Genomic DNA, 22,315 nt, shown 5'->3' on the forward strand with positions numbered 1-22,315 from the left:
GCGCGGGCCGAGCGCGCGCGGGCCCTGGCCGAGGCGCGCCCTCGTCTGGCTGAAGCGCGCGCTTTGGGGTAAGCCGGGGTAGCCAGGGCCGAGCGCCGCACGCGCGGCGCACCTCGGAGGGGCAGCCTTCCCCGGAGCGTCGAGATGAGAGGATCGACAAGCGTCATCCAGCTGGCCCGTGGCTGCGCGCGCATCGGCGGCGGGCTCGTCGCGGTCGCCGCGCTCGCGTGCAGCGGGACGATCCAGGTCGCGGGGCCGCCGTCCGAGGAGGCGGCGCCCCCGCCGGCGCAGGCGAAGAGGCCGCCCGCGCCAGCGAAGGCCCCCGAGGCGCCAGAGCAGCCGGCGCCTGCGGCGGTCGAGCCGTTCGTGATCACGCGGGACTCCGACGAGTGGGTGCGTCAGACGATGAAAGTGCAGGCGCGGTACGAGCGCGTCCTCGTCGTCGGCGCGCCGGCGCCCGCCGCGATCCGCGTGGCCGCGCTCGATCTGAACGCGCGGGGCGCTGCGGCCGAGCCAGGTGAGCTCCCTGTCACGCGCGCGTTCGCCACGCTCCAGGAGGCGGCGGACACGGCGCGCGGCGGCGATCTCATCGCCGTGTTGCCCGGGACGTACGCGGGGTTCTCGATTGGCGACAAGCCGAGCGCCGGTCAGGAGCGGTACATCCATTTCAAGGCGATGGGGAGCCCGGGCGAGGTCGTGATCGACCGGGGGTGCGCCGCCGACCCGAACTGGATGATTTACCTGAAGGCAGCGCACCACGTCGTGATCGAGGGCTTCCGCCTCGCTGGCAGCAGCGCGCCTGGCAGGCAGAGCGCGGCTGAGCCGAAGGCGGGGATCATGATCGACGGCGCCTTCGGCGAGACCAGCAGGCTCGCGCACCACATCGCCATCGTCGGCAACCTCGCCCATCACCATCGGATGTGGGGGGTTCACTCCACCGACAGCCACACGGTGCTCCTGCAGAATAACCTGTTCGCCTTCTCGGCGGGCGAGCACGGCGCCTACATATCCGACGGATCGGACGACTACGTGGTTCGTCGCAACGTGTTCTTCGGCAACAACGCGAGCGGGCTCCAGGCGAACCTCGATCCGGAGGCCTCTCTCGACGCGGTGCTGGAGCACCCGTCGTTCCGGGATCATCCGCGCAAGGAGCCGACCCGCGCCTGGGCCGCGGAGCTGATGAAGCGCGCGACGGAGCGGTTCGGCGAGCACGGGTTCCCGGATGGCCGCGGCGTGAACTTCATCATCGAGCAGAACGTCATCAACGGCAACGGGCGCAGCGGCGGCGGGGCGATCAACCTCGCAGGCGTGTCGGACTCGGTCATCCAGAACAACCTCATCTATGGCAACCTCGCCAGCGGGATCGCGCAGTGGGACAACGCGAACCCGTTCGACCGCGCCTATGTGGAGCCCGGCCCGCGCGCTCCGGAGCAGGTGACCGGGCCTGACGCGCTGCCGCTCTGGGGCTGCCGCAACAACCTGATCCGCAACAACACCGTGGTGCTGAGCGCGAGGGCCCGGCCCGCGCTCCAGTGCGGCAACGGGAGCTGGGGTTGTCGCCTGCGGAACAACATCCTCGTGAGCGACGCCTCGCCGTCGATCGAGGTGCTGAGCACGAGCATCTACCGGTTCGACGCCGGCCACAACGTGGTGACCCAGGTGAGCTACGGCGGCATGCCGGAGGGGCTGAAGCGCCTCGCGGCCGCGCTTCCGGAGACGAGGGCGATCACGGGCATCACGCGCGCGCGGTTCGCGACGGAGGTGGTGCGCGCGAGCGAGGAGCCGTGGGTGATCCTCGACGGGGGCTGGTGGAAGCTCAACCCGAACCGCCCGGATTTCAGGCCGAAGCGGTCGTCGAAGATGCTGATCGGGCAGGGCGATGCGCGCGAGGTGCCCGCGCGGGATCTGCTCGGCGTGGAGCGCAAAGGCGCGGAGCTCGGGGCCCTGTCGCCAGGGCCGGGCTGAGGGGAGGCGGCGGCGCAGGCGTCGGGGCCGCCGGCCGCGGCAGCCGGGGCGATGGCGGGCTGGCGGCGCACGGCTTCGAGGCTGGTGGGAGGCAGGCGTCGGCGAGCGCCGCGAAGCCGCGGCTCTGCCAGACGCCCTGGGACACGGCCACGACGAGTATGCCCGGGCGCGCTGAGAGGCCAACGGACGCTGCAATGGTGGCGACGCCCGCGCGAGCGGGGGCGCTTGCGAGCGAAAAATGTTGCCGGGGGTGAGAAACAGGCGAACGATCGCGCCGCGTTGGGGCAATGACGTGGAGAATGGCCGCGGCGTGCCCAAGGAGAGTGGCGATGCGCAGCAAGACTTCTTCTTTGGTTATCGTGTTCAGTATCGCGGCGTTCGCGGCGTGCTCCGGGGAAACGACGGAGAACCCCGGCGGGGGCGGCGGGAGCGGCGGCGGGGGGACGACGAGCACCACGACGTCGAGCACCACGACGACGACCACAGGCTCGGCCACGAGCTCGACCACAGCCGCGTCGACGACGGCGGCATCGAGCGGTTCGGGCGGAGGCGCGGGACTGACCGAGTGCGAGGAGGCGTGCGCGAAGGTCGAGGAATGCAGCGATCTCAGCTGCGAATCCCTGTCCATCAACTGCTCCGAGCCGGGCTACGAGTGCGCTTCACAGTGCATCCTCGACACAGCGTGCGAAGATCTGAACATCACGAACACCGACCTGCTGGTCTGCTTCAGCGACTGCGACGCCGGCGCTGGGGGCGGCAACGCTGATGCTGCAGCGTGCCGGTCCTGCGCCATTGCGAACAGCTGTCTGACCCTCTGCGCGCTCAGCGACACATGCCAGAGCTGGCTTGAGTGCGCTCAGGGGTGCTTCCAGAACGACCCGCAACCCACGTGTTTCGACGCGTGCGACACGAAGTTCCCTGGCGCCGAGCGTCAGTTTGACGCCGTGTATAGCTGTGCGTGCACGAACTGCGATGAGAGCTGCGACACGGTCGCGGCTCCGTGCAACTGAGCAGTCCGCATCGAGGCTGGACGACGGCTCCCCGCGCATGAGCGCTTTCCTTCACCTCCTGGATCTGGCCTCAGATCGAAGGGCAGACAGCGGATAGCCTCCAGCCAGCACGCCGGCCGCGTGTACACTCCCCCTCGTGCCGACCGCGCCGCCCCGCGATCCCGTCCGGGCTCCCCTATCGAACACCCCCACACCCTCCCGACGCCGTGTGTCGGGCCACACAGCGCCAGGCTGGCTCGGTGCTGTGATGTGGCTCACGGCGTGTTCTGCGCCAAGCGGTGGTGGCTCAGCGAGCAAGTCGGACGCCCCCGGCGAGACCGGCGCAGTCCGCGCAGCTGACACGGCCCAGGCAGGGGCTCCCGCCGCGGCTTCCGCGTACGCCGCGCGTGCGCCCGGCGGAAGCGCGGACGCTGGCGCTGCCCTCCCGGCCATCGCCAGCGCCGCGCCCATGTCCATCGCCGCTTCCGTGCCCGTTGCAGACGACGCCGGCGCCGCCCTCGCTGAGCCACATCCGCTCGGCTCGGCCAGCGCCGGTCCTCCCACCCTCCCCCCACAGCCGCCCGGGCTCCCGCCGGCCCCCGGCCCCTGCCCCGCCGACATGGCCCTCGTCAACGGCGTCTGCATCGATCGCTACGAGGCGCACCTGGTCACCGACGCCGGCGGGGAGCTCGCCGTCCACCCGCACTTCAAGCGCCCCGAGCCGGGCGTCCGGTACCTCGCGCGCAGCGCGGCCGGCGTCTTTCCGCAGGCGTACATCAGCCGCGTCGAGGCCAAGGCCGCCTGCGTCGCCGCCGGCAAGCGCCTCTGCACGCGGCGGGAATGGCTGCGCGCCTGCCGCGGCAATGGCGCCCACCGCTACCCCTACGGCCCACGCGGCGAGCGCGGGCGGTGCAATACAGGCAAACCCCACCTCCTGCGGGAGGTCTTCGGCGAGCACCCGGCGGGCGGGTGGAGCTACGAGCGGCACTTCAACAGCCCCGAGCTCGACCAGAAGCCAGGTTTCCTGGCGAGGAGCGGCGAGCACGCCGGCTGCGCCAGCGAGCTCGGCGTCCACGACATGATCGGGAACCTGCACGAGTGGGTCGGCGACATGGTCGATGGCGAGCTCGTGATACGGATGAGCACCGAAGGCGTCGAGCGCCGCGACCAGCCATGGCACGAGGGAAACGGCGTGTTCATGGGCGGCTTCTTCAGCACGACCAGCGAGCTCGGCCCCGGCTGCTACTTCACCACCATCGCCCACGAGCCGACCTATCACGACTACTCCACCGGATTCCGCTGCTGCGACAGCGTCGACCCGCCCGCCGCCCCGGGGGCGACCGACGCGAGCCAGCGAAACGACGGCTGACAGCGCGGCCCGCCGCGACGCTCGGCTCGGCGCCGAGGTCCCCGGCGCCTGCAGGCATCGGCGCCTGAAGGCACCGGCGAGCTCGCCCGCGGCGCGATCTCCTCGCCCGCGGCGCGATCTCAGCGACGCTGCGCCCAGGGACGGCTTCGGCGTGGTCATCGCGGGCGGCCGTCTCTCATCGCGCGCAGCCGTCTCGGAGGATCGCCGTCGATTCCTGCCCGTGCCAGGAACAGAGCACGTCCGCCAGATGTCCTGCCCTCTCGATGACCACGAGCGCAGCCACGACCACGGAAGACGCTCGCGAGATCACAGGGCTTCGCCCCCGCTACGGCCGGTGGGCCGCGGCCGCCGCGGCGCTGCTCCTCTCCAGCTGCGCGGCGATCGGAGCCCTCGTCAGCCAGCCCCTCGTGGCGGCGCTCCCGCCGCCCGCTCCGGCGCTCTCCGCGGACCCCGCTCGCGTGGAGCGCGACGTCCGGATGCTCGTGGAGGAGTTCCGCCCGCGGGGCTACCGGCAAATCGAGCAGCTGGACCGCGCCGCGGCGTACCTGCGCGACGAGCTCAGCGCCGCCGGAGGACGCGTGACCGAGCAGCTCTACGATGTCGAGGGACAGACGTACCGCAACGTCCTCGCCCGGTTCGGCCCGGACTCGGCGGCGCGCGTCGTGGTCGGCGCCCACTACGACGCGGCGAACGACTTGCCCGGCGCCGACGACAACGCGAGCGGCGTGGCAGGGCTGCTCGAGCTGGGGCGGATGCTCGGCCGGGCGCCCCTCCGAGGCGACGTCGAGCTCGTGGCGTTCACGCTGGAGGAGCCGCCCTATTTTCGGTCCGAGCACATGGGAAGCGCCCACCACGCGGATGCGATGCAAGCAGCAGGCGTGAAGGTCCGGGCGATGATCAGCCTGGAGATGATCGGGTATTTCACCGACGAGGAGGGCAGTCAGGCGTTCCCGCTGGCGCCGCTCTCCATGCTCTATCCCACGAAGGGAAACTTCGTGGCCGTGGTCGGCAACCTGGAGGGGCTCTCGCTCGTTCGCACCGTCAAGGGGGCGATGCGCGGCGCGACCGATCTGCCCGCCTATTCCCTGAGCGCTCCGGGGCTCGTTCAGGGCGTGGACTGGTCCGACCACCGGAGCTACTGGGAAGCAGGCTACCCAGCGGTCATGATCACGGACACGGCGTTTCTGCGCAACCGGCGTTATCACACCGACAAGGACACGCCGGATACGCTCGATTACGCGCGCGCTGCAAAGGTCGTCACCGGCGTGGCCCAGGCCGTCCTCGCGCTCGCGAACGAGTGAGCGATCTCCGGTCACCGCGCCTCACGCCGCGAACATCCGATCGAGCACCGCCCTCGGCGCGCCGCCCTTCAGCGTCGTCTCGAGCGCCTCGAACACCCCCGCATCCACCCTCCGCGCCTTCGCGAACGCCACGACGCGCGGGATCAGCGGGATCGCCTCCACCCGCAGCCTGGCCTCCGCGACTGCCTCGTCGAGCGTCCTCCCACGCGCGAGCGCCTTGCCGAGCACCACCTCGGGGCGGCCCTCGAGCCGGATCGAGGCGAGCAGGTCGCCGTAGCCGCCGAGCCCCAGCATCGTCCGCTCCTCCGCGCCCGCCGCGGCGGCGATGCGGGCCGCGCTGTCGACCGCCCTCGAGATGAGCGCGGCGAGCAACCCGGGCCCCGCGCCCGCCTGCTCGGCGAAGCCCACGCCGATGGCGAGGCAGCCGACCAGCGCCGACGCCCACTCCAGGCCCTGGAGATCCGGCGTCGTGTAGACGTGGAGCGCGTCCGACTGGAACGCCGCGGTCACCGCGGCGTGGACCTCCGGGAAGCGCGAGCCGCACACCATCGCCGAGGGGCGGCCCTCCCGGAGCTCGTCCTCCTGCACAGGGCCGCCCAGCGCGCCCACCCGGCGCGCCGGCGTCTCCTCGCGCACCAGGTCCGAGACGGTCTTCAGCGCCTCGCCCTCGAGGCCGCGCACGCCGTGGATCACGAGGTGCGAGCCGTCCATGTGATCGCCGAGCGCGCGCAGCGCCGTCCGCGCCGCGTTCGACGGCACCGCGATCACGAGCAGCCGCGCCCGGGCGACCTCCGCGTGGTCGCGCACGATCCGCGGGCCGCCCCTGAGCTGCGGCTGCTCGCGGCGGGAGTACAGGAGGACCTCCGCGCCGGTGCGGCTCGCGGCGAGCGCGAGCGCCACGCCCCAGAAACCGCCGCCGATGACCCCCACCGAAGGCGCCGGAAGCGCGCTCCCCGGGGCGCTCACTGGCCACCCCCGGCACCGTTCATCGAGCCCACGTGCGCGTCCGCCTCGCCCGCGCGAGACGAGGCCGACGAGGCCGAGCCCCGCGGCTCCTCCAGGGGCGGCGGCGACGAGGCGGGCTCGAGCGGCGGGAGCGGCGGCTGGACCTGCAGGCCGGAAGGGACGCCGGGCGGCGCGATGACGTCCCACGCCACGCCGTGGGCGGCGAGGCGGTTCTGGTAGTAGAAGAGCAGGTTGGTGTCGCAGAGCGCGATGCCGTCGGGCCGCGAGTCGAGCACCGGCGACGAGTGGTAGCCCGCGAAGGCGCGCATCGCGCGCTCGACGATGTCCCCGCCCGAGCCGAGCCGGACGTCCTCCCCCAGCACGATGCACCCCCGCTGCTCGAGCGCGCGCAGCCGATCGCAGAGGGCCACCACGTCGGCCGCGAGGTCGTCGCGCGGCACCGTGATCACGTCGCGCTGCCGGAGCACCGTGAAGAGATCCGCGGCGGGCGCCTGGCTGCGGAGCCGGGCGAAGCTCGCCGCCGCGACGACGTGCGTCGCCATCACGACCGTGTCGCGCGCGTACGCCCGGCAGATCTCCTCGCCGAGCTCGCGCGCGTACTGGGCGTCGCGCGCCGCGTCGATGACCGCCTTGCCGGCCAGATCCTTCACGTAGCTCGCCGGATCGACCTCGCGACCACGGGCGTCGAACGAGCGGCCGAGCTCGTCGACCCGGTTGCCGAACGGATCGAGCGGCTCGGAGAAGCGGATGACCACCGCCGCGTTCATCGCGAGGAGCTTGCGCAGGAACGAGGCGATCCGGCCGATGCGACTCGACTCGTCATCCTCGATGATGAAGCGGCCCTTGCCGGCCTCGGAGAGGAAATCGGCGATCAGCGTCTCGGCCTCGAGCGTGATGAGGTAGTTGATCGTGGCCGGGACGAAGAAGACGCGGCGCTCGCGGCCGCTCTGCAGCGTCCGCGTGTAGGCCTCGAACGCGCTGCCGACAAGGCCCAGCTTGAGCTTCCGCTCCACGCCGCCCGAGCGAGACCGCGTGCCCCCCGGGAAGAACAGCGAGTGGTAGCCGCGCTCCAGGAGCACGCCCGAGTACGTCTTCAGCACGTCCTTGTAGAGGTTGTGCCGGATGCGCCGGTCGACGCGGTAGGCGCCGAGGTTGTGCATGAAGAACGAGAGGACCGGGTTCGTGAACAGGTTCTTGCCGGCGCCGTACGTGGCGGGCGGCAGGCCGGCGCGCTCGAGGGCGTAGCCGAACACGATCGAGTCCATGTTCGACAGGTGGGTCGGGACGTAGACGGCCGTGCCGCGCTGCACGAGCGAGCGGAGCTTCGCGAGCGGGCCCTCCACGAGCACCCGGTCGGCCAGGAGCTCGAGGCTGACGAGCTTGAGCGGGTCGCGGACCACCGTCATGAGCTTGCGGGGCGCGAGCAGGGCGCTGACGACGGGCGGCAGGAGCCGCGACGAGAGCTGGTAGACGCGCCGGTCGAAGTTCCCGGCGATGTCCCACGCGTACTCCTCCGAGAGCTCCCGCAGGCGGCGGCGGCGCTCGCCGTCGTGCATGCGGCCGAGCGAGCGGGCGAGCCGCTGCCACTCGGCGAGCTCGCGGATGTCCTGCGGCTTCCGGGACCCCTCGAGCCGCTTCGCCTCCTGATACGCCGCCTCGTTCATGGCGAGCAGCGGATCCCTCGTGGAGCCGACGACCCGGTCGACCACGGTGCGCACGATCTCGTCGCGCGCGTCGTTGAACCCGAAGATGGGAGCGCGGGAGTCCATGGGCCTAGTCGTATAGAAATCGGACGGCGGGCGCGAGCGGAATACGGCCGCGCGCGACGTCGAAAGTCAGCGGTAATCGTCCTTCGCGCGACGCACGGCGGCGAACACGTCGGACGGCGTGGCCCCCGGGAAGCGCGCCTGCAAACGCGGCTCGCCGCAGCGCAGGAACGGGTTCGTCGCGAGCTCGTCGGCCATCGTGCTCCCGACCGTGGGCTCGCCGCGCTCCCGCGCCGCACGGGCAGCCGCGAGCTTCTTGCGGACAGCCTCGTTCTCGGGCTCGACCGTCTCGGCGAAACGGAGGTTGTTCACTGTGTACTCATGACCGCAGAAGACGCGCGTGTGCGCCGGGAGCGCGGCGAGCTTGGAGAGCGAGGCGTGCATGACCTCCGGCGTCCCCTCGAACATGCGGCCACATCCGGCGATGAAGAGGGTGTCTCCGGTGAACACAACGTCCTCGACGCAATACGAGACGGCGCCGAGCGTGTGGCCGGGGACGTGCAACGGCTGGAGCGTGAGGCCGGCGACCTGGACCGGCGTGCCCTCCTCGACCCGCTCCGTCTGCGCGGGGACGCGCCCGACGTCGCTCGAGTGCGCATAGACCGGGAGGTCGCCGTAGCGCTCGCGGAGCGCCTCGTTGCCGCCGACGTGATCGTGGTGGTGGTGCGTGTTGACGATGGCGACCAGACTGAGCTTCTCGCGCTCGAGCGCCGAGATGATCGGCTGGGCCTCCGAGGGATCGATGACGATCGCCTCGCGCCGCCCGTCCGCGGCCACGAGGTACGCGTAGTTGTCGCTGAGGCAGGGCACGGGGAGGATGCGCATGAGGCGTCGACTATAGCGGCGCCCCCGGCGGGAGCCGGGGAAAAGGTGCGCGCGGCGCGGTGGATCGCGCATGAGCTCGAGAAAGTTTGAGAATTTTGGGACCGAACCGGCAAGTGGTCCCGAGCGGGACGGCGGGTGGCCTGACGGAGATCCGCGCGGTGACGCGGGCGCCGTGGTGTGGCAGAGGGGCCGTGCATGACGTCCGCCGAGCCCTCCGTCCGCTACCGTATCGGCGTCGATGAGAACGGGCTGGGCCCGCGGCTCGGTCCGATGGTGGTGACGGCGGTCCTCACGCGCGTCACGGAGGCGGGCTGGCAGGTCGCCGGCCGCGCCCCTCGCGGTGCGCTCGCCCAGCGGCTCGGCGACTCGAAGCAGCTCGTTGCGCACGGGGATGTCTCGCTCGGCGAGGCCTGGGCTCGCGCGCTGGTCGCGCGCGGCTGCGGCCGCGCGGAGATGGCCAGCGGCGCGTCGTCTGTGGATGAGCTGCTCCACGCCGTCGCGCTCGACGATCGCCCCGCGCTCCGCGCGCTCTGCCCTGGCCACGTCGAGGAGCAGTGCTGGTCGGCGGAGGGCGAGGCGTTCACCGCGCCCGACGAGCTGCTCGGCGCGGTCGGCAAGGACCTCGACAAGCTCTCGGGGAAGGGGGTCGAGGTCGTCGCCGTGCGCTCGGTGCTGCTCTGCGCGAAGCGGATGAACGACGGGGCGCGCGCCGGGAAGAACAGGTTCGTGCTCGATCTCCACGCGATGGAGCGCCTCGTCCTGGAGCTCCGCGGCCTCGCCGGCGCGGAGGTGTTCGCGGTGTGCGGCAAGGTCGGCGGCTTCGGCAAGTACGGCTCCGCGTTCGGCCCGCTCGCGGGGAGGATGCACGCCGTGCTCGAGGAGAGCCGCGCCCGAAGCGCCTACCGCTTCCCCGGCCTCGGCGAGATCGCGTTCGTCCGCGATAGCGACGCCTCGGATCTTTGCGTCGCGATGGCGTCGATGGTGGGCAAGTACGTCCGCGAGGCGCTCATGGAGCGGGTCGCGCGCCACTACCAGCGCGCGGTCCCGGGCCTGCACGGGGCGAGCGGCTACTACGATCCGGTCACGTCGGCCTTCATCGGGGCGACCCGCCTCGTCCGCCGCGCGCGCGAGATCCCTGCCGAGTGCTTCGAGCGGGGCGCCGGCGAGAGCGACGCCTCGCTCGAGAGCGGCGGCCCGTAGCGCCGAGGCCGGCGCCGCGCGAGGCTGCGCGGGCCGCGCTCGCTGGGCGAAACCAGCGGCGCCGCGGGGCGTAGGAGGGTTAGGTGCGCTACCCTCGACAGGCCAGGTGGATGATGAAACGGCTCCGCGCTGCTGGTCTTCTCTTCGCGCTCGTCCTCATCGCGTGCGCCGCCGTGTTCGCGTGCTTTCGCGCCGGCGATGCAGGGAGGGCGAGCAAGGTGATTCCGGGGTCCAAGGAGGCTGTGACGATGTCGGACAGAAGCTATCGCAAACCGTCGGATGAGGAGCTGCGCAAGCAGCTCACGCCGCTCGCATACGAGGTCACCCAGCGGGACGCGACCGAACCGCCGTTCCGCAACGCCTTCTGGGACAACCACGAGGCGGGCCTCTACGTGGATGTCGCGAGCGGCGAGCCGCTCTTCACGTCGCTCGACAAGTTCGACTCGGGCACCGGCTGGCCGAGCTTCACGCGCCCCGTCGAGCCGGAGCGGGTCGTGGAGCGCTCGGACAGGGGCCACGGGATGGTCCGAACGGAGGTTCGCTCCAAGGCCGGCAACTCGCACCTCGGGCACGTCTTCGAGGACGGGCCCGCGCCCGAAGGGCTGCGCTACTGCATCAACTCCGCGTCCCTCCGTTTCATCCCGCTGGCTCGCCTCGAGGCGGAGGGTTACGGCGCCTATCGGGCGCTGTTCGAGGGCCGCGGCGGCGCGCCCAGGGAGCAAGCGAGCGCGAACGCCTGCGCCGTCCCGGCGCCGGGCGAGGCGCCTGGGTGCCAGACGACGCTGGAGACGGCCGTCCTGGCGGGCGGCTGCTTCTGGGGGATGGAAGAGCTCCTCCGGCAGATCCCCGGTGTCCTCGAGACGGAGGTCGGTTATGCCGGCGGCCGGACGAAGGCGCCGACCTATGAAGACGTGAAGACCGGATCGACGGGCCACGCCGAGTCGGTGCGCATCGTCTTCGATCCCGCGAAGCTGTCCTATGCCGAGCTGCTCGAGAAGTGGTTCTTCCGCATGCACGATCCGACGACGCGGAACCGCCAGGGCAACGACGTCGGGACGCAGTACCGCTCAGCGATCTTCGTCACGACGCCCGAGCAGCGCCGCATCGCCGAGGAGGTGAAGGCGCGCGTCGACAAGAGCGGCAAGTGGCGCGCTCCGCTCGTCACCGAGATCGTGGAGGCCGGCCCGTTCACGCGCGCCGAGGAGTACCACCAGAAGTACCTGGAGAAGTACCCGGCCGGGTATACGTGCCATTTCATGCGCGACTGACGTAGACCGCCATCAGGTCAAGAAGCCGCGAAAATCGAAGGGCGGCGGGAAGGCTGAGAACTCCACGGCTCCCGGAACTCTCTGCTGGTTTCGAGCGCTCCGGTGCTCGAAACCGGTTTCCGCCCACCTCTGCTTAAGTGCAGAGCAGAGCGGCGGTCTCCCGCACAGGAGACGGGCCCAGATCGGCGTTTTCGGCGCGCAAGCGCACTCCGGTGCGCTGAGCACCGAAAACGTCGAGGTGGGCCCGTATCCGAAGCGGGTGACCGTCGCTCTAGCGGTTTGCGATGTGGATGGCGGCGCCCATGGCGTGGGCGGCGGCTTCCATCAGCGACTCGCCGAGGGTCGGGTGGGGGTGGATCGTGAGCGAGAGATCCTCGAGGAAGGCCGCCATCTCGAGCGAGAGGGACGCCTCGCTGATCATGGTGCTGGCCTCCGGCCCGACGATGTGGACGCCGAGCACCTGCTTCGTCTTCTTGTCGGCGACGATCTTCACGAAGCCCTCGGTCTCGTTCATGGCCATGGCCTTGCCGAGCACCGAGAACGGGAACTTGCCGATGCTGACCTCGAGGCCCTTCGCCTTCGCCTCCGCCTCGGTGAGCCCCACCGTGGCGATCTCCGGATCGGTGAAGATCGCGCCCGGGATCGCGACCCAGTCCTTCTCGGCCTTGTGCCCCGCGATGACCTCGGCGGCGATCTCGCCCTCCTTCGTCGCCTTGTGCGCGAGCAGGGGCGGCCCGCTGACGTCGCCGATGGCGTAGATCGAGGGCACGTTGGTGCGGCAGAACTTGTCCGTCGGGACGAACCCGCGCTGATCGACCGTGACGCCGACCTTCTCGAGGCCGAGCCCCTTGCTGCTCGGCCGCATGCCGACGGCGACGAGCACGGTGTCGACGACGATCGTCTGCTCCTTGCCGTCGGCCTGGATCTTCACCCCGACCGAGCCGTCCTTCTGCTTCTCGTACCCGAGCGCCTTGGCGTTCTTGTGGATCGTGCCGCCGCGCTTCAGGATCTTGCGCTCGACGATCTTTGTGCAGTCGGGGTCGACACCCGTGAGCAGCTCCGGCAGCGCCTCGACGACGATGAGCTCGGCGCCGAACGCCTGGTAGACCATGCCGAGCTCGAGGCCGATGACGCCGCCGCCGATCACCATGAGCCGCTTCGGGACGCGGCGCAGGCTGACCGCCTCCTTCGCGCCGATGATCGTGTCGCCGTCGAACTTGAACGTCGGGATCTCGATGGTCGTCGAGCCGGTCGCGATCACGATCGCCTTGGTCGCCTCGAACTGCTCCACCGAGCCGTCCGCCCGGGTCACGTCCACGCGCTTCGGCCCCACGACCGTGGCGGTGCCGTTCACCACGTCGGCGCCGTTGCCCTTGAGCAGCGACCCGACGCCGCCGGTGAGCTTCTTGACGATGCCTTCTTTCCAGTCCTGCATCTTGTTGGCGTCGAGCTCGACGCCGCTGACCTTGATGCCCATCGCGGCGCCGGCCTGCGACTTCTCGTAGAGATGCGCGGCGGAGATCAGCGCCTTGGAGGGGATACACCCCCAGTTGAGGCAGACGCCGCCGACGGTCTCCTTCTCGATGCAGAGCACCTTCTGCTTGAGCTGAGCGAGCCGGATGGCGCAGGGGTAACCGCCGGGGCCGGCTCCGATCACGATTGCGTCGTAGGTCTTCATCCTTGTCCTTTTGTGCGCTTCGAAGACTGGAACTAGGGGCGCCGGGGTTCGTCAGGCAAGCCCCTCGCCGACAGCCCTGAGGCCGCGCCCGCACCCGCGAGCCGTCCCTGGGTGCCCGGGGGCTTACACGACCTCGCAGCGAGGGGAAATCCCTCCCCGAGGTCAGCGCCCGCCGCCGTGCGCCGGCGCTTTCGGGGAGCGCAGGAGCTCTGCGCGCTGGTCCCGCAGGTGCCAGGGCAGCTCCGCGTAGACGTCGTCGAACAGCGTCTCCCGGGCAGGCGGTCCCATCGCCTCGACCTCGGCGACGGCGGCGGCGATCTCGGCGTTGAGCTCCGCCTCGAGGGAGGACTCCGCGGCGTCGTCGAGGAGCCCGCGGCCGGCGAGGTGGCGCCCGAGGCGCAGCAGCGGGTCGCGCTCCGTCCAGCGATCGACCTCCTCCTGCGACCGGTAGCGGCTCGGGTCGTCGCTCGAGGAGTGCGCGCCGACGCGGTAGGTGAGCGCCTCGATGAAGCTGGGGCCGCCGCCGCCACGAGCCCGCGCGACCGCCTCGGAGACGGCGCGGTAGACGGCGATGACGTCGTTGCCGTCGACCCGCACCGACGGGACGCCGTAGGCGCGCCCCTTGAGGGCGATCGTCCTCGAGGCCGTCTGCCGGTCCGTCGGCACGCTGATGGCCCAGTGGTTGTTCTGGCAGATCATGACGCACGGCGCCTTGAAGACCGCCGCGAAGTTCATCGCGCTGTGGAAATCGGGCTCGCTCGTCGCGCCGTCGCCCATGAACCCCACCACCACGGTGCTGTCGCGCCGCAGCTTCGCGGCCCACGCGGCGCCGACCGCCTGCGGGAGCTGCGGGCCGATGCAGCTCGACCAGGACACCTGGTTCACCTGCCGCCCGCTCATGTGCGACGGCATCTGGCGCCCCTGGAGGAGGTCGCCCGCGTTGCCGAACACCTGGGCCACATAGGTGCGGAGCGGGAAGCCGCGCACCAGCATCATCACGCTCTCGCGCAGCGCGGGGAAGATCCAGTCCGTGGGCTCGACCGCGAGCGCGGTGGCGATCGGCGTCGCCTCCTGGCCGGTGCACGCGCCGTAGAAGCCGACCCGCCCCTGCCGCTGGAGCAGGAGCATGCGCGCGTCGAGCAGCCTCAGGCGCTTGATCTCGCGGTACGCGCGCAGCAGCAGCGCTTCGCTCAGGCAGGGGTCGGTCGCGGGATCCAGGGTTCCGTCGTCCCGGAGGACGCTGAGCAAGCCCTCGTCGCCCCCCTCCCCTGGTCGCGACGTGGGCGCGTGAGGTGGAGGGGCGTCGGCGGCGGACCTCGCGGAGGCGCCGGGCGGCGTGGCTTCCAGCTCGCTCATGACCGGACCATACCGCGAAATGACGGCGCTCGTGGCCCCTTCGGCCCGCGGCGACGCCCCGCCCGCGCCCTGCGGCATGCCCGAGCGAAGCGGCTCACATCCCTCGCGCGCGAGCTCAGCCGAGCAGGACGCGGAACATCCGCTTGCTGTCCGAGAGGTAGTAGTAGGCGGCGCGGTCCGCGTCGCCCATCAGATCGAGGATGGCGCGCTCCATCTGATCGGGGCTCAGCGTGTTCGACACTTCCCAGGTGTCGGGCGTGACCTCGTCGCCCTGCCACGGTCCGGCGCAGAGCGCGACGAGGCGCGCCCGGTTCGCCTCGTCGGCGATCGAGAAGGTGATGATGTAATCGTGGTTGACGAAGCCGCTATAGAGCTTGTTGTCACGCGGCATCCGATCGCTCCGTATCGTGGGCGCGATGCGCGGCAGCGCACGCGCGACCATCGCGCCCCGCGGAGCCTCGATCGTCGCGCTCGCGCGTGCGCCCACGCCCGAGGCGACGGCGCAGGTGGGGCGCCCCCGGCGTCGTCACCGCGGGCCGGGCGGCAGCGGGGCGGCCGCTTCCTCGTCGTCGTCCTGCTCGGGGCGGCGCGCGCCGAGCGTGAAGACGTGCAGCAGGACCAGGCTCGCGCCGAGGAACACCTCCGACTTGCTCACGAGCTCGGCGCGGCGATGGACGCGCTCGAGCTCCATGCCGAGCTCCCCCTCGCCGCGCTGGACGCCCTCGCGGTGGAGCGCCGCGATGCGGGGGGTGAGCGCCAGGCCGACGTACGCGGCGCACCCGGCCAGCACCATGGCGACGACCCGGCGCACGCGCGCCGCGCGGCCCGCGCCGTGGCGGTACGCGGCCCAGGTGCGGGCCACCTCGGCGCCGAGGAGGATCACCGCGGCGCCGAGCGCGAATTGATCGAAGCGGGCGAACGCCGCGCTCATGGCGTCACCGGAGAAGGGGGCCGGGGCGAGCCGGAAGACGAACGGGGCAGCGCAGGCGCCCAGCGCCACGATGCCGCCGACCCAGGCCCCCGCCGCGAGCGCGGCCACGCTCGCGGCCACGCGATCGATGAGGGAGCGGCGCGACGCGGCGCGCTCTTCGGGACTCGGGGCGAGGTCCGCCTCGCTGAACTGGGCTTCATCGTTCATGCATCCACCTCGGAAGCGAGGACGGCGAGCGCCTCCTCGACGGCCCCCTGATCGGCCTTCCGCTCGTCTCCCCGCATCGCCGCGATCGCGGCGCGGGCGGCCGAGAGGCGGGCGCGACCGGCGGCCGCGACGGCGAGCGTGCGCTTGTGGCGGTCCCACGCGCCGAGCTCGCTGAGGATCTCGCGGATGGCCCGCTCGTGGCCCATCCGCGCGAGCGCGACGCGCGCGTGCCAGCGCAGCGGATCGCGACCGAAGCCGAGCTTGAGCCCGAACGCGCGACGCTCCAGGGCGCTCCGGGAAGCGGCGAGGCCGAGCTCGCCGCAGAGCTCGATGGCCGCGGCCTCGTCTTCGTGATCGACCCCTTGGAGCTTTCCTCGCACGATCTCCGCGAGCACGGGGTGGCCCACCGGATCGCCGAAGCGCGCGGTGACGACCGCCGCCGCTGCCCGCACGAGCGGGGACGCGTGGCCGAGCAGCGCACGCGCCCGCTCCATGCCTAGCGGAGGCAGCTCGCCGCCGGACTCCCCCAGCTCCTCGAACATCCGCAGCGCGATGTGGCAGACGAGCGGGTCGTCGTCGTGGGTGGCCTGCATGACGGCCTCGATCGCGTCGGCCTGCTGGGCGCAGACGCGCGGGAACGCGATCACCGCCTGGAACCGCACCTCGGGCCGCTCGTCCGAGAGGGCGCGCCGGAGCCGGCCCGTGGCCCGCATGTCCCCGATCTCACCGAGCGCCGTGATCGCCATCTGCCGGACGTAGGGATCCACGTCCTCGACGGCGAGGAGCAGGGCGGGGAGCGCCTCGACGGCCTTCGTGTCGGCGAGGGCGATGGCCGCTGCCGCGCGGACCGCCGCGTGCTCATCGACGCGCAGCGCGCCTTCGATCGCGCGCACGACCTGCTCCCGTGCCGTTGCGGCATACGGGACGAGGTCGCTCACGGCCTCCGCGCGCATGGCCGGCTTCTGCGAAGCGACGTCGCGCAGCGCAGCCTCGAGCGTCCTTTTCGCAGGGGCCGATCCGAACACGCGGCCAACGCTAGCACGGTCGACGCGCAAAGCCGGACCGCACCGAGCGACGCTCAGCCGCCGCCCGAGCCGCCAGCGCCGCCCGAACCGTCAGCGCCGCCCGAGCCACCAGCGCCCCCTTCGCCACCCGAGCCGCCGCCTTCGCCCTCCGAGCCGCCGGCGCCTCCCGCGCCACCCGACCCTCCAGCGCCGCCGGCGCCTCCAGCGCCCGAGGCATCCGGCGTGTAGGGGGGCCACTCGTCCTGTTCAGGAGCGGCCCTGCACACCCCAGGCTCGCTCTCGACGCCGCCCGGCGGCTCGCTGGCGGCGCTCGACGCGGACGGCGGGTTCGGCAGGCAGGCCTTCGAGCCTTCCGGCCTGGCGTCGACGATCGCGGCGTTGCGTTCGCCCGGCGCGATCCCTGCGGCCTCCTGGATCTTGCCCAGCGCGACGCACGAGTAGCCGCGGCGGCAGTCGTCGTCCTCATCGCAGGTGGCCATGCAGAACGTGCGCTCGAAGCGCGGCCAGCGGACGTTCTCGAGCTCGCTGCACGCCGGATCGATCACCGGGTTGAACGCGACACAGACGCTGCTCCCGGAGCAGCCGTCCGGCTCGCAGTTGAAGACCGTGCAGTAGCCGCCAGGCTGCGTGCCATCGCAGAGGAGCTGCTGCTCTGCCTGCACGCAATCGAGCGACGAGGTGCACGGATCGCCGATCTGGGGACCGCATCCGGCGAGCAGCGAGGAGGCGCCAAGGACGACGAGCAGGAGGGCGGGCTCGGTGAGGCGGAGCATCGAGGAGGCCGCTTAGTACCGGCAGGGGCGCCCGCGCGCAAGCGCAGGCCCACGACGCCCATGACACCGTGCCGGAACCGGCGCTCGCTTCCGCCCGAATTGACACCCTGCGGTCAGGCCTCTACAAACGAGCGGACCGGGGTGACCCCGGAGAACGAAGCGAAGGCCATGGCGACTTACATCACCGAAGACTGCATCAACTGCGGCGCCTGCGAGCCCGAATGCCCGAACGAAGCCATCAGCGAGGGCGACGAGATCTATGTGATCGATCCGGAGCTCTGCACCGAGTGCGTCGGCTTCTATGATCACGAAGCGTGCCAGGCCGTATGCCCGGTCGAGTGCTGCCTGCCCAACCCGCAGATCGTGGAGACCGAGGAGGTCCTCATCGCGCGCGCCGTCAGGCTTCACCCCGACGATGGGGAGCTGAAGAAGCGGGCCGCTGCCAACGATTACCCCTCGCGCTTCCGCAAGTAGGCGCATCTTCGCGCACCATCGCGTCGCCTCTCCGGCCGCGCTTCCCATGCCTCCGCCGGCACCGTCGGTTCAATGCGGCGCCCGGGTCACACCGTGATCCGGCGCTGGGCCGCAGTGGTCCTCGCGGGCGCCTGCGCGGGCTGCCACGGCAGCGGTCCGCTGCTCCACCCGGCCCACGTCCTCCGTCCCGGCGCCGTGCGCCTCGGCGGCGGCCTGTCGGGTGACATGGTCATCGCCGGAGCGGCGGACGCAGGCGCGAGCGCCGCCGATCCCGCAACGGCGGAGGGCGCCGCGCGACGAAAGCTCTCCGAGATCACCGTCTCGCCGGGTGTCGCGCCGTGGGCCAGCGCCCGCGTCGGGATCGAGGGCGAGAACGAAGCGGGGCTGACGTACACGGGGCGAGCCATCCGGCTCGACGGGCGCCACGCGTTCCCGCTCGGCGACGCGGCCCTGTCGATCGGCCTCGGCGCCTCGGCGCTCCTCGCGGGCGGGCCGGGCCCCAGCGCAGAAGGGATCGACGTCCACGGCGCGGGGCTCGACATCCCTCTGCTGCTCGGCTTCCGGTCGGACGCGGATCTCTACGCGGTCTGGTTCGGTCCCCGGCTCGGCTTCGAGCTCCTCGGCGGCCAGGTGCGGCTGCCCGCCGCCGGAGCGGCGCTCCGAGGACCGCTCGTCGACGCGTCGGGCCAGCATCTCCAGCTCGGGTTCGTGCTGGGCATCCGCGCGGGATTCCGCCACGTGCACGTCGCGCTCGAGGCCACCGCGACCTACCACCACGCCGAGGGCGAGATCGCCGGCAGTCCGGTCGCGATCGATCAGGGCACCGTCGCCCCGGGCGGCGGCCTCACGGTCACCTTCTGACGCGGCCGTAACAAACGCAACGACGTTGCAACGTCGGCAGCGCGACGTCGCACGACGTCGGGGCGTTTCCGGACGTAACCAAATGGAACAAGGCGGAACAAGGCGGAACAAGGCGCAGCAAAGCGCAACCAAACGTAATGAAACGGATTCCCTGCCATTTTCGGTAACGATCGGTAACGATCGGTGACGATCGGTGACGAGCGCAGGCGCTTGCCCGGCCGGAGGACCCGTCTTAGACTCGGATCTATGCGTCCCCACGGCGCCCTCGCCACCTCATGCCTGCTCGCCGGTGCGGCTCTCGTCGGCTGTTCGGCGCCTGTCGCGGGCGACGCGACGGAGGTCAACGGGGTGGTCACCCAGGGGGTCGTGCGCGTCGAGCGCGCGATCAACCTGAGCCGGGACGCCGCCTCGACCGCCACCCCCGGTGAGCTCGACGACGCCGCGCCGCCGAGCGCGGGCGTCGAGGGGGCGGGGGCGGTCACGAACGTGCTGGCGAAGTTCATGCGCCTCTCGTCCGCGATGGATCCCGAGCTCGCCGAGGGCGCCGTCGGGAAGCCGTTCGTCCTCCCCTCCGCCGGCAGCTGCATGGTCCTCTCGCCCGCCGCCGACGACGAGGCGGCGAGCAGCATCAGCTCGCTCAGCCCCATCGAGCTCCTCGACGCGGGCGACGTGACGATGAAGACCGAGAGCACCGAGATGCCGCTCGCAGCCCGCGCGTTCCCGGACGTGGGCGCCCTGGTCTTCGGCGTGTTCTACACGTCGCGCGACGCCACCAGCGATCTGCCTGCGCCGGCGCGGTACGTGTTCGAGAGCTCCGGCTCGGGGCAGCTCGACCGGTTCGCGTTCGAGGCCGATGCCCCCGCGGGTCCCGAGGAGGTGCGCATCGGCGACGCCGAGCTGGCCGACGGCGTCGATCTCGACGCCGGGGTCGGCGCGGTCGTGCAGTGGCGCGCGGACGAGGGCGGCCGGGCGCGGGACGTCATCTACGTCGACGTGACCTCGGCGCACGGCGCGACCGTGCGGTGCGCGTTCAAGGACACCGGGAGGGGCGTGATCCCGGGTTCCTTGCTGGATCCCTCGACGCTCGGGCCCCTGCCGGCGAACGCGACGCTCGCCCTGCACCGGACGCGGCAGGTGCCGTTCAACGCCTCGGGGATCGACCTCGGCGAGGTGCGCTTCGACCTCTCCGTGAACGGCCGAGCGCGCATCGCCGCGCGCTGACGGCGCTCCGACCGACATCGGCGTGGCGCACGAGGATCTGCGACGTCGCGCGGCCGAGCTCGCCGCCATCGGGCAGCGCGACCGCGGCACCGCGCTCCTCGTGGCTGCCGGAGATCACGCGGGCGCATCGGAGCTGCTCGAGCGCGTCTGCGATTTCGCCGGCGCGGCCCGGGAGGCGCTGGCAGCCGGGGACCCGGCCCGCGCGGCGCTGATGGCCGCGCTCGGCGGCGACGAGGCGCTCGCGCGCGAGGCGCTCGATCGGATCGCCGCCACGTCGCCCCGGGACGCTGCGCTGCGCGCCGCCGCCGACCTCGCGGCGCGCGGCTTCTCGCGCCACGCGGGCGCGCTGTTCGCGGCGCTCGGCGCTCACGCGGCGGCCGCGGAGGCGTTCACCGCGGCCCACGACGCGTGCCGCGCCGCCGAGAGCTTCGAGCTCGCCGGCCGCCCGGCCGACGGCGCGCGGGTGCTCGAGGCCGCGCTCCGCCGCCGCCCGGGCGACGCGGCGGCGTGGCTCGCGCTGGGCGAGCTGCTCGCGCGCCACGGCCGCACCGAGGCCGCCGTGCGGGCGCTCCAGCAGCTGCCGCCCGCCGCCGCCGAGCGGGCCCGCGCGCTGCCGCTGCTCGGCCGCTGCCTGAGCGAGCTCGGGCTCGAGGACGCCGCGCGGACCGTCCGCGACGAGCTCGCCCGGCTCGATCCGCCCGGCCAGGACGCGCTCTCCTCGCGAGGCGCCGCTCCCGGCAGCCCCGTCGCAGGCCCTCCCCCGGCAGGACCCGCGCCCGTCGGGCCGCTCCTCTTCGGGCGCTACGAGACGCTGCGCGAGGTCACGTCGACGCCCCACGCGCGCGTGGTGGAGGCGCGCGACCGGATCACGGCGGAGCGCGTCGCCGTGAAGATCTTCGCGGGCGCGGCGTTCGGAGCGGGCCGCGACGCGCTCCTCCGGTTCGAGCGCGAGGCGCGCGCCCTCGCCCAGCTCCGGCACCCGAACGTCGTCGCGCTCCGCGCGTACCACCCCGAAGGGCCGGCGATGGTGCTCGCCTGGATGACGGGCGGGTCCCTGATCGAGCGGCTGCGGGGGGAGCCGGTCACCCCGGCGCGCGCCGTCGAGATCGCGGGCGCGCTCCTGTCCGCGCTCGGCGAAGCGCACCGCCTCGGCATCCTCCACCGCGACGTGAAGCCGAGCAACGTGCTCTTCGACGAGATCGGGACGGCTCACCTCGCGGATTTCGGCGCGGCGCACCTCGGGGATCTCTCGTCCACCGCCACGGCGGGCGCGATCGGGACGTTCGCGTACATGTCCCCGGAGCAGCGCATGGGCCGACCGGCGACGCTGGCGAGCGATCTGTACGGCGTCGGCGCGGTGCTCGCCGAGCTGCTCACCGGAGAGCCGCCCGCCCCCGCCGTGCGCGGGCAGCTCGATCCCGCGCCGAGCGAGGTCCATCCGGACCTCACGGCGGCCCACGACGCGGCCGTGGCCGCGCTGCTCGCGGAGGATCCCGCCGCGCGGCCGGCCGACGCGTTCGAGGCGCGGCGCGCGATCACCGCGATCGCCTGGTCAGAGCGCCCGCGGCCGCGGCGGTCGCGCGCGAGCGGCCGGCCCCGATCGAGCGACGCGCCGCCCGCCACGGCGGCGCGGCTCGCGGCGACCCTGGAGGTCGGCGACGGCCGGGACACGGAGGGGCGCTGGCACGACGCCTGGCTCGATCGCGACGTCCTCGTGCTGCAGCTCGACGACGCGACCCTCGCCCGGGCCCGGGCCTTCGCGCGCGCCGGCCACGCGGCCTTGGCGTCCGTCCTCCGGGTCGATCTCGCCAACGGCGAGGTCTGGGTGGCGCTGCCCCAGGGCCGCGCGCTCGCCGACGAGGCGCGCGCGCTGACAAGGGCTCAGCGCGCGCGCCTCGGCGAGGGTATCGCGGCGCTCCACGCGGCCGGAGGCGCGCACGGGTGCATCGACAGCCAGCACCTTTACGTCCACGACGGCGAGCTCACGCTGGCCTACCCGCGCGAGGCTCCCGGCGACGTGGAGGAGCTCGCAGCGCGGGATCTCGCGGCGCTCCAGGAGCTCGACAGGAACGCGCTGGACGAGCTCTAGATCGATGAACCAGGGCGGAGGCGGCGCCAGACGCGAGGCCCGCGATGCGCG

The 22,315-nt window shown here is 72.4% G+C and carries 19 protein-coding genes; 10 read left to right on the top strand and 9 right to left on the bottom strand.

Features of this window, described 5'->3' with window-relative positions:
* Positions 1-144: 144 nt before the first annotated feature.
* From WMF14_RS43120 to WMF14_RS43135, 4 genes are all read left to right on the top strand, one after another.
* Complete coding sequence (locus tag WMF14_RS43120) at positions 145-1,965, top strand: right-handed parallel beta-helix repeat-containing protein (protein WP_437796266.1); 1,821 nt, start codon at positions 145-147, stop codon at positions 1,963-1,965.
* 329 nt (positions 1,966-2,294) lie between these two features.
* Positions 2,295-2,975 (top strand): hypothetical protein, encoded by a 681-nt coding sequence (locus tag WMF14_RS43125; RefSeq protein ID WP_437796267.1) that lies wholly within the window; start codon positions 2,295-2,297, stop codon positions 2,973-2,975.
* 598 nt (positions 2,976-3,573) lie between these two features.
* Positions 3,574-4,323: an SUMF1/EgtB/PvdO family nonheme iron enzyme gene (locus WMF14_RS43130; protein WP_437796268.1), complete on the top strand. Its 750-nt coding sequence runs from the start codon at positions 3,574-3,576 to the stop codon at positions 4,321-4,323.
* Between the two features lie 263 nt (positions 4,324-4,586).
* Positions 4,587-5,624: a M28 family peptidase gene (locus WMF14_RS43135; protein WP_437796269.1), complete on the top strand. Its 1,038-nt coding sequence runs from the start codon at positions 4,587-4,589 to the stop codon at positions 5,622-5,624.
* Between the two features lie 21 nt (positions 5,625-5,645).
* Here the strand turns inward: WMF14_RS43135 and WMF14_RS43140 are convergent, their stop codons facing one another.
* From WMF14_RS43140 to gloB, 3 genes are all read right to left on the bottom strand, one after another.
* Positions 5,646-6,590 (bottom strand): NAD(P)-binding domain-containing protein, encoded by a 945-nt coding sequence (locus WMF14_RS43140; RefSeq protein ID WP_272102082.1) that lies wholly within the window; start codon positions 6,588-6,590, stop codon positions 5,646-5,648.
* Complete coding sequence (locus WMF14_RS43145; protein ID WP_437796270.1) at positions 6,587-8,359, bottom strand: 1-acyl-sn-glycerol-3-phosphate acyltransferase; 1,773 nt, start codon at positions 8,357-8,359, stop codon at positions 6,587-6,589. Before WMF14_RS43145 ends, WMF14_RS43140 begins: the two co-directional genes overlap by 4 nt.
* A gap of 66 nt (positions 8,360-8,425) precedes the next feature.
* Positions 8,426-9,181: a hydroxyacylglutathione hydrolase gene (gene gloB, locus WMF14_RS43150; protein WP_272102080.1), complete on the bottom strand. Its 756-nt coding sequence runs from the start codon at positions 9,179-9,181 to the stop codon at positions 8,426-8,428.
* A 195-nt stretch (positions 9,182-9,376) separates the two neighbouring features.
* Here gloB and WMF14_RS43155 point away from each other — a divergent pair, with 195 nt between their 5' ends.
* A complete protein-coding gene (locus tag WMF14_RS43155) occupies positions 9,377-10,381 on the top strand; it encodes a hypothetical protein (protein ID WP_437796271.1) in 1,005 nt (334 codons plus the stop codon).
* A 113-nt stretch (positions 10,382-10,494) separates the two neighbouring features.
* On the top strand, positions 10,495-11,649 hold the full coding sequence (locus WMF14_RS43160) for a bifunctional methionine sulfoxide reductase B/A protein (RefSeq protein WP_437804400.1): 1,155 nt from the start codon (positions 10,495-10,497) through the stop codon (positions 11,647-11,649).
* 271 nt (positions 11,650-11,920) lie between these two features.
* Here WMF14_RS43160 and lpdA read toward each other — a convergent pair whose 3' ends face one another.
* The 6 genes from lpdA to WMF14_RS43190 form a co-directional block, all read right to left on the bottom strand.
* Positions 11,921-13,327: a dihydrolipoyl dehydrogenase gene (lpdA, locus tag WMF14_RS43165; RefSeq protein ID WP_437796272.1), complete on the bottom strand. Its 1,407-nt coding sequence runs from the start codon at positions 13,325-13,327 to the stop codon at positions 11,921-11,923.
* 162 nt (positions 13,328-13,489) lie between these two features.
* Positions 13,490-14,683, bottom strand: coding sequence for a thiamine pyrophosphate-dependent dehydrogenase E1 component subunit alpha (locus WMF14_RS43170; protein ID WP_437796273.1), 1,194 nt, complete (start codon positions 14,681-14,683; stop codon positions 13,490-13,492).
* Between the two features lie 115 nt (positions 14,684-14,798).
* Positions 14,799-15,074, bottom strand: a complete 276-nt coding sequence (locus WMF14_RS43175) for a hypothetical protein (RefSeq protein WP_272102076.1) — start codon at positions 15,072-15,074, stop codon at positions 14,799-14,801.
* 135 nt (positions 15,075-15,209) lie between these two features.
* Positions 15,210-15,821 carry a DUF4149 domain-containing protein gene (locus tag WMF14_RS43180; RefSeq protein ID WP_437796274.1) on the bottom strand — a complete coding sequence of 204 codons (612 nt, stop codon included), beginning with the start codon at positions 15,819-15,821 and terminating at the stop codon, positions 15,210-15,212.
* Positions 15,818-16,774, bottom strand: coding sequence for a HEAT repeat domain-containing protein (locus WMF14_RS43185; RefSeq protein ID WP_437796275.1), 957 nt, complete (start codon positions 16,772-16,774; stop codon positions 15,818-15,820). The genes WMF14_RS43180 and WMF14_RS43185 overlap by 4 nt, the downstream gene beginning before the upstream one ends.
* 125 nt (positions 16,775-16,899) lie before the next feature.
* Positions 16,900-17,619: a hypothetical protein gene (locus tag WMF14_RS43190; protein ID WP_437796276.1), complete on the bottom strand. Its 720-nt coding sequence runs from the start codon at positions 17,617-17,619 to the stop codon at positions 16,900-16,902.
* A 168-nt stretch (positions 17,620-17,787) separates the two neighbouring features.
* On the opposite strand from WMF14_RS43190, the gene WMF14_RS43195 reads away from it, so the two are divergent.
* From WMF14_RS43195 to WMF14_RS43210, 4 genes are all read left to right on the top strand, one after another.
* On the top strand, positions 17,788-18,093 hold the full coding sequence (locus tag WMF14_RS43195) for a YfhL family 4Fe-4S dicluster ferredoxin (protein ID WP_012240614.1): 306 nt from the start codon (positions 17,788-17,790) through the stop codon (positions 18,091-18,093).
* 93 nt (positions 18,094-18,186) lie between these two features.
* Positions 18,187-18,954 (top strand): hypothetical protein, encoded by a 768-nt coding sequence (locus WMF14_RS43200; protein WP_437796277.1) that lies wholly within the window; start codon positions 18,187-18,189, stop codon positions 18,952-18,954.
* A gap of 246 nt (positions 18,955-19,200) precedes the next feature.
* Complete coding sequence (locus WMF14_RS43205) at positions 19,201-20,175, top strand: hypothetical protein (protein WP_437796278.1); 975 nt, start codon at positions 19,201-19,203, stop codon at positions 20,173-20,175.
* Positions 20,176-20,197: 22 nt separating this feature from the next.
* Entirely contained in the window at positions 20,198-22,264 is a 2,067-nt protein-coding gene (locus WMF14_RS43210) for a protein kinase domain-containing protein (RefSeq protein ID WP_437796279.1), read from the top strand.
* Positions 22,265-22,315: the final 51 nt, after the last annotated feature.

The sequence above is a fragment of the Sorangium sp. So ce693 genome, from assembly GCF_051521375.1.
GTDB lineage: Bacteria > Myxococcota_A > Polyangia > Polyangiales > Polyangiaceae > Sorangium > Sorangium atrum.

Excerpts from the sequence above, each read along its gene's own strand:
- WMF14_RS43120 (WP_437796266.1), top strand. The coding sequence starts at position 145 with ATGAGAGGATCGACAAGCGTCATCCAGCTGGCCCGTGGCTGCGCGCGC.
- WMF14_RS43125 (WP_437796267.1), top strand. The coding sequence starts at position 2,295 with ATGCGCAGCAAGACTTCTTCTTTGGTTATCGTGTTCAGTATCGCGGCG.
- WMF14_RS43130 (WP_437796268.1), top strand. The coding sequence starts at position 3,574 with ATGGCCCTCGTCAACGGCGTCTGCATCGATCGCTACGAGGCGCACCTG.
- WMF14_RS43135 (WP_437796269.1), top strand. The coding sequence starts at position 4,587 with ATGACCACGAGCGCAGCCACGACCACGGAAGACGCTCGCGAGATCACA.
- WMF14_RS43145 (WP_437796270.1), bottom strand. The coding sequence starts at position 8,359 with ATGGACTCCCGCGCTCCCATCTTCGGGTTCAACGACGCGCGCGACGAG.
- gloB (WP_272102080.1), bottom strand. The coding sequence starts at position 9,181 with ATGCGCATCCTCCCCGTGCCCTGCCTCAGCGACAACTACGCGTACCTC.
- WMF14_RS43155 (WP_437796271.1), top strand. The coding sequence starts at position 9,377 with ATGACGTCCGCCGAGCCCTCCGTCCGCTACCGTATCGGCGTCGATGAG.
- WMF14_RS43160 (WP_437804400.1), top strand. The coding sequence starts at position 10,495 with ATGAAACGGCTCCGCGCTGCTGGTCTTCTCTTCGCGCTCGTCCTCATC.
- lpdA (WP_437796272.1), bottom strand. The coding sequence starts at position 13,327 with ATGAAGACCTACGACGCAATCGTGATCGGAGCCGGCCCCGGCGGTTAC.
- WMF14_RS43170 (WP_437796273.1), bottom strand. The coding sequence starts at position 14,683 with ATGAGCGAGCTGGAAGCCACGCCGCCCGGCGCCTCCGCGAGGTCCGCC.
- WMF14_RS43175 (WP_272102076.1), bottom strand. The coding sequence starts at position 15,074 with ATGCCGCGTGACAACAAGCTCTATAGCGGCTTCGTCAACCACGATTAC.
- WMF14_RS43180 (WP_437796274.1), bottom strand. The coding sequence starts at position 15,821 with ATGAACGATGAAGCCCAGTTCAGCGAGGCGGACCTCGCCCCGAGTCCC.
- WMF14_RS43185 (WP_437796275.1), bottom strand. The coding sequence starts at position 16,774 with ATGCGCGCGGAGGCCGTGAGCGACCTCGTCCCGTATGCCGCAACGGCA.
- WMF14_RS43190 (WP_437796276.1), bottom strand. The coding sequence starts at position 17,619 with ATGCTCCGCCTCACCGAGCCCGCCCTCCTGCTCGTCGTCCTTGGCGCC.
- WMF14_RS43195 (WP_012240614.1), top strand. The coding sequence starts at position 17,788 with ATGGCGACTTACATCACCGAAGACTGCATCAACTGCGGCGCCTGCGAG.
- WMF14_RS43205 (WP_437796278.1), top strand. The coding sequence starts at position 19,201 with ATGCGTCCCCACGGCGCCCTCGCCACCTCATGCCTGCTCGCCGGTGCG.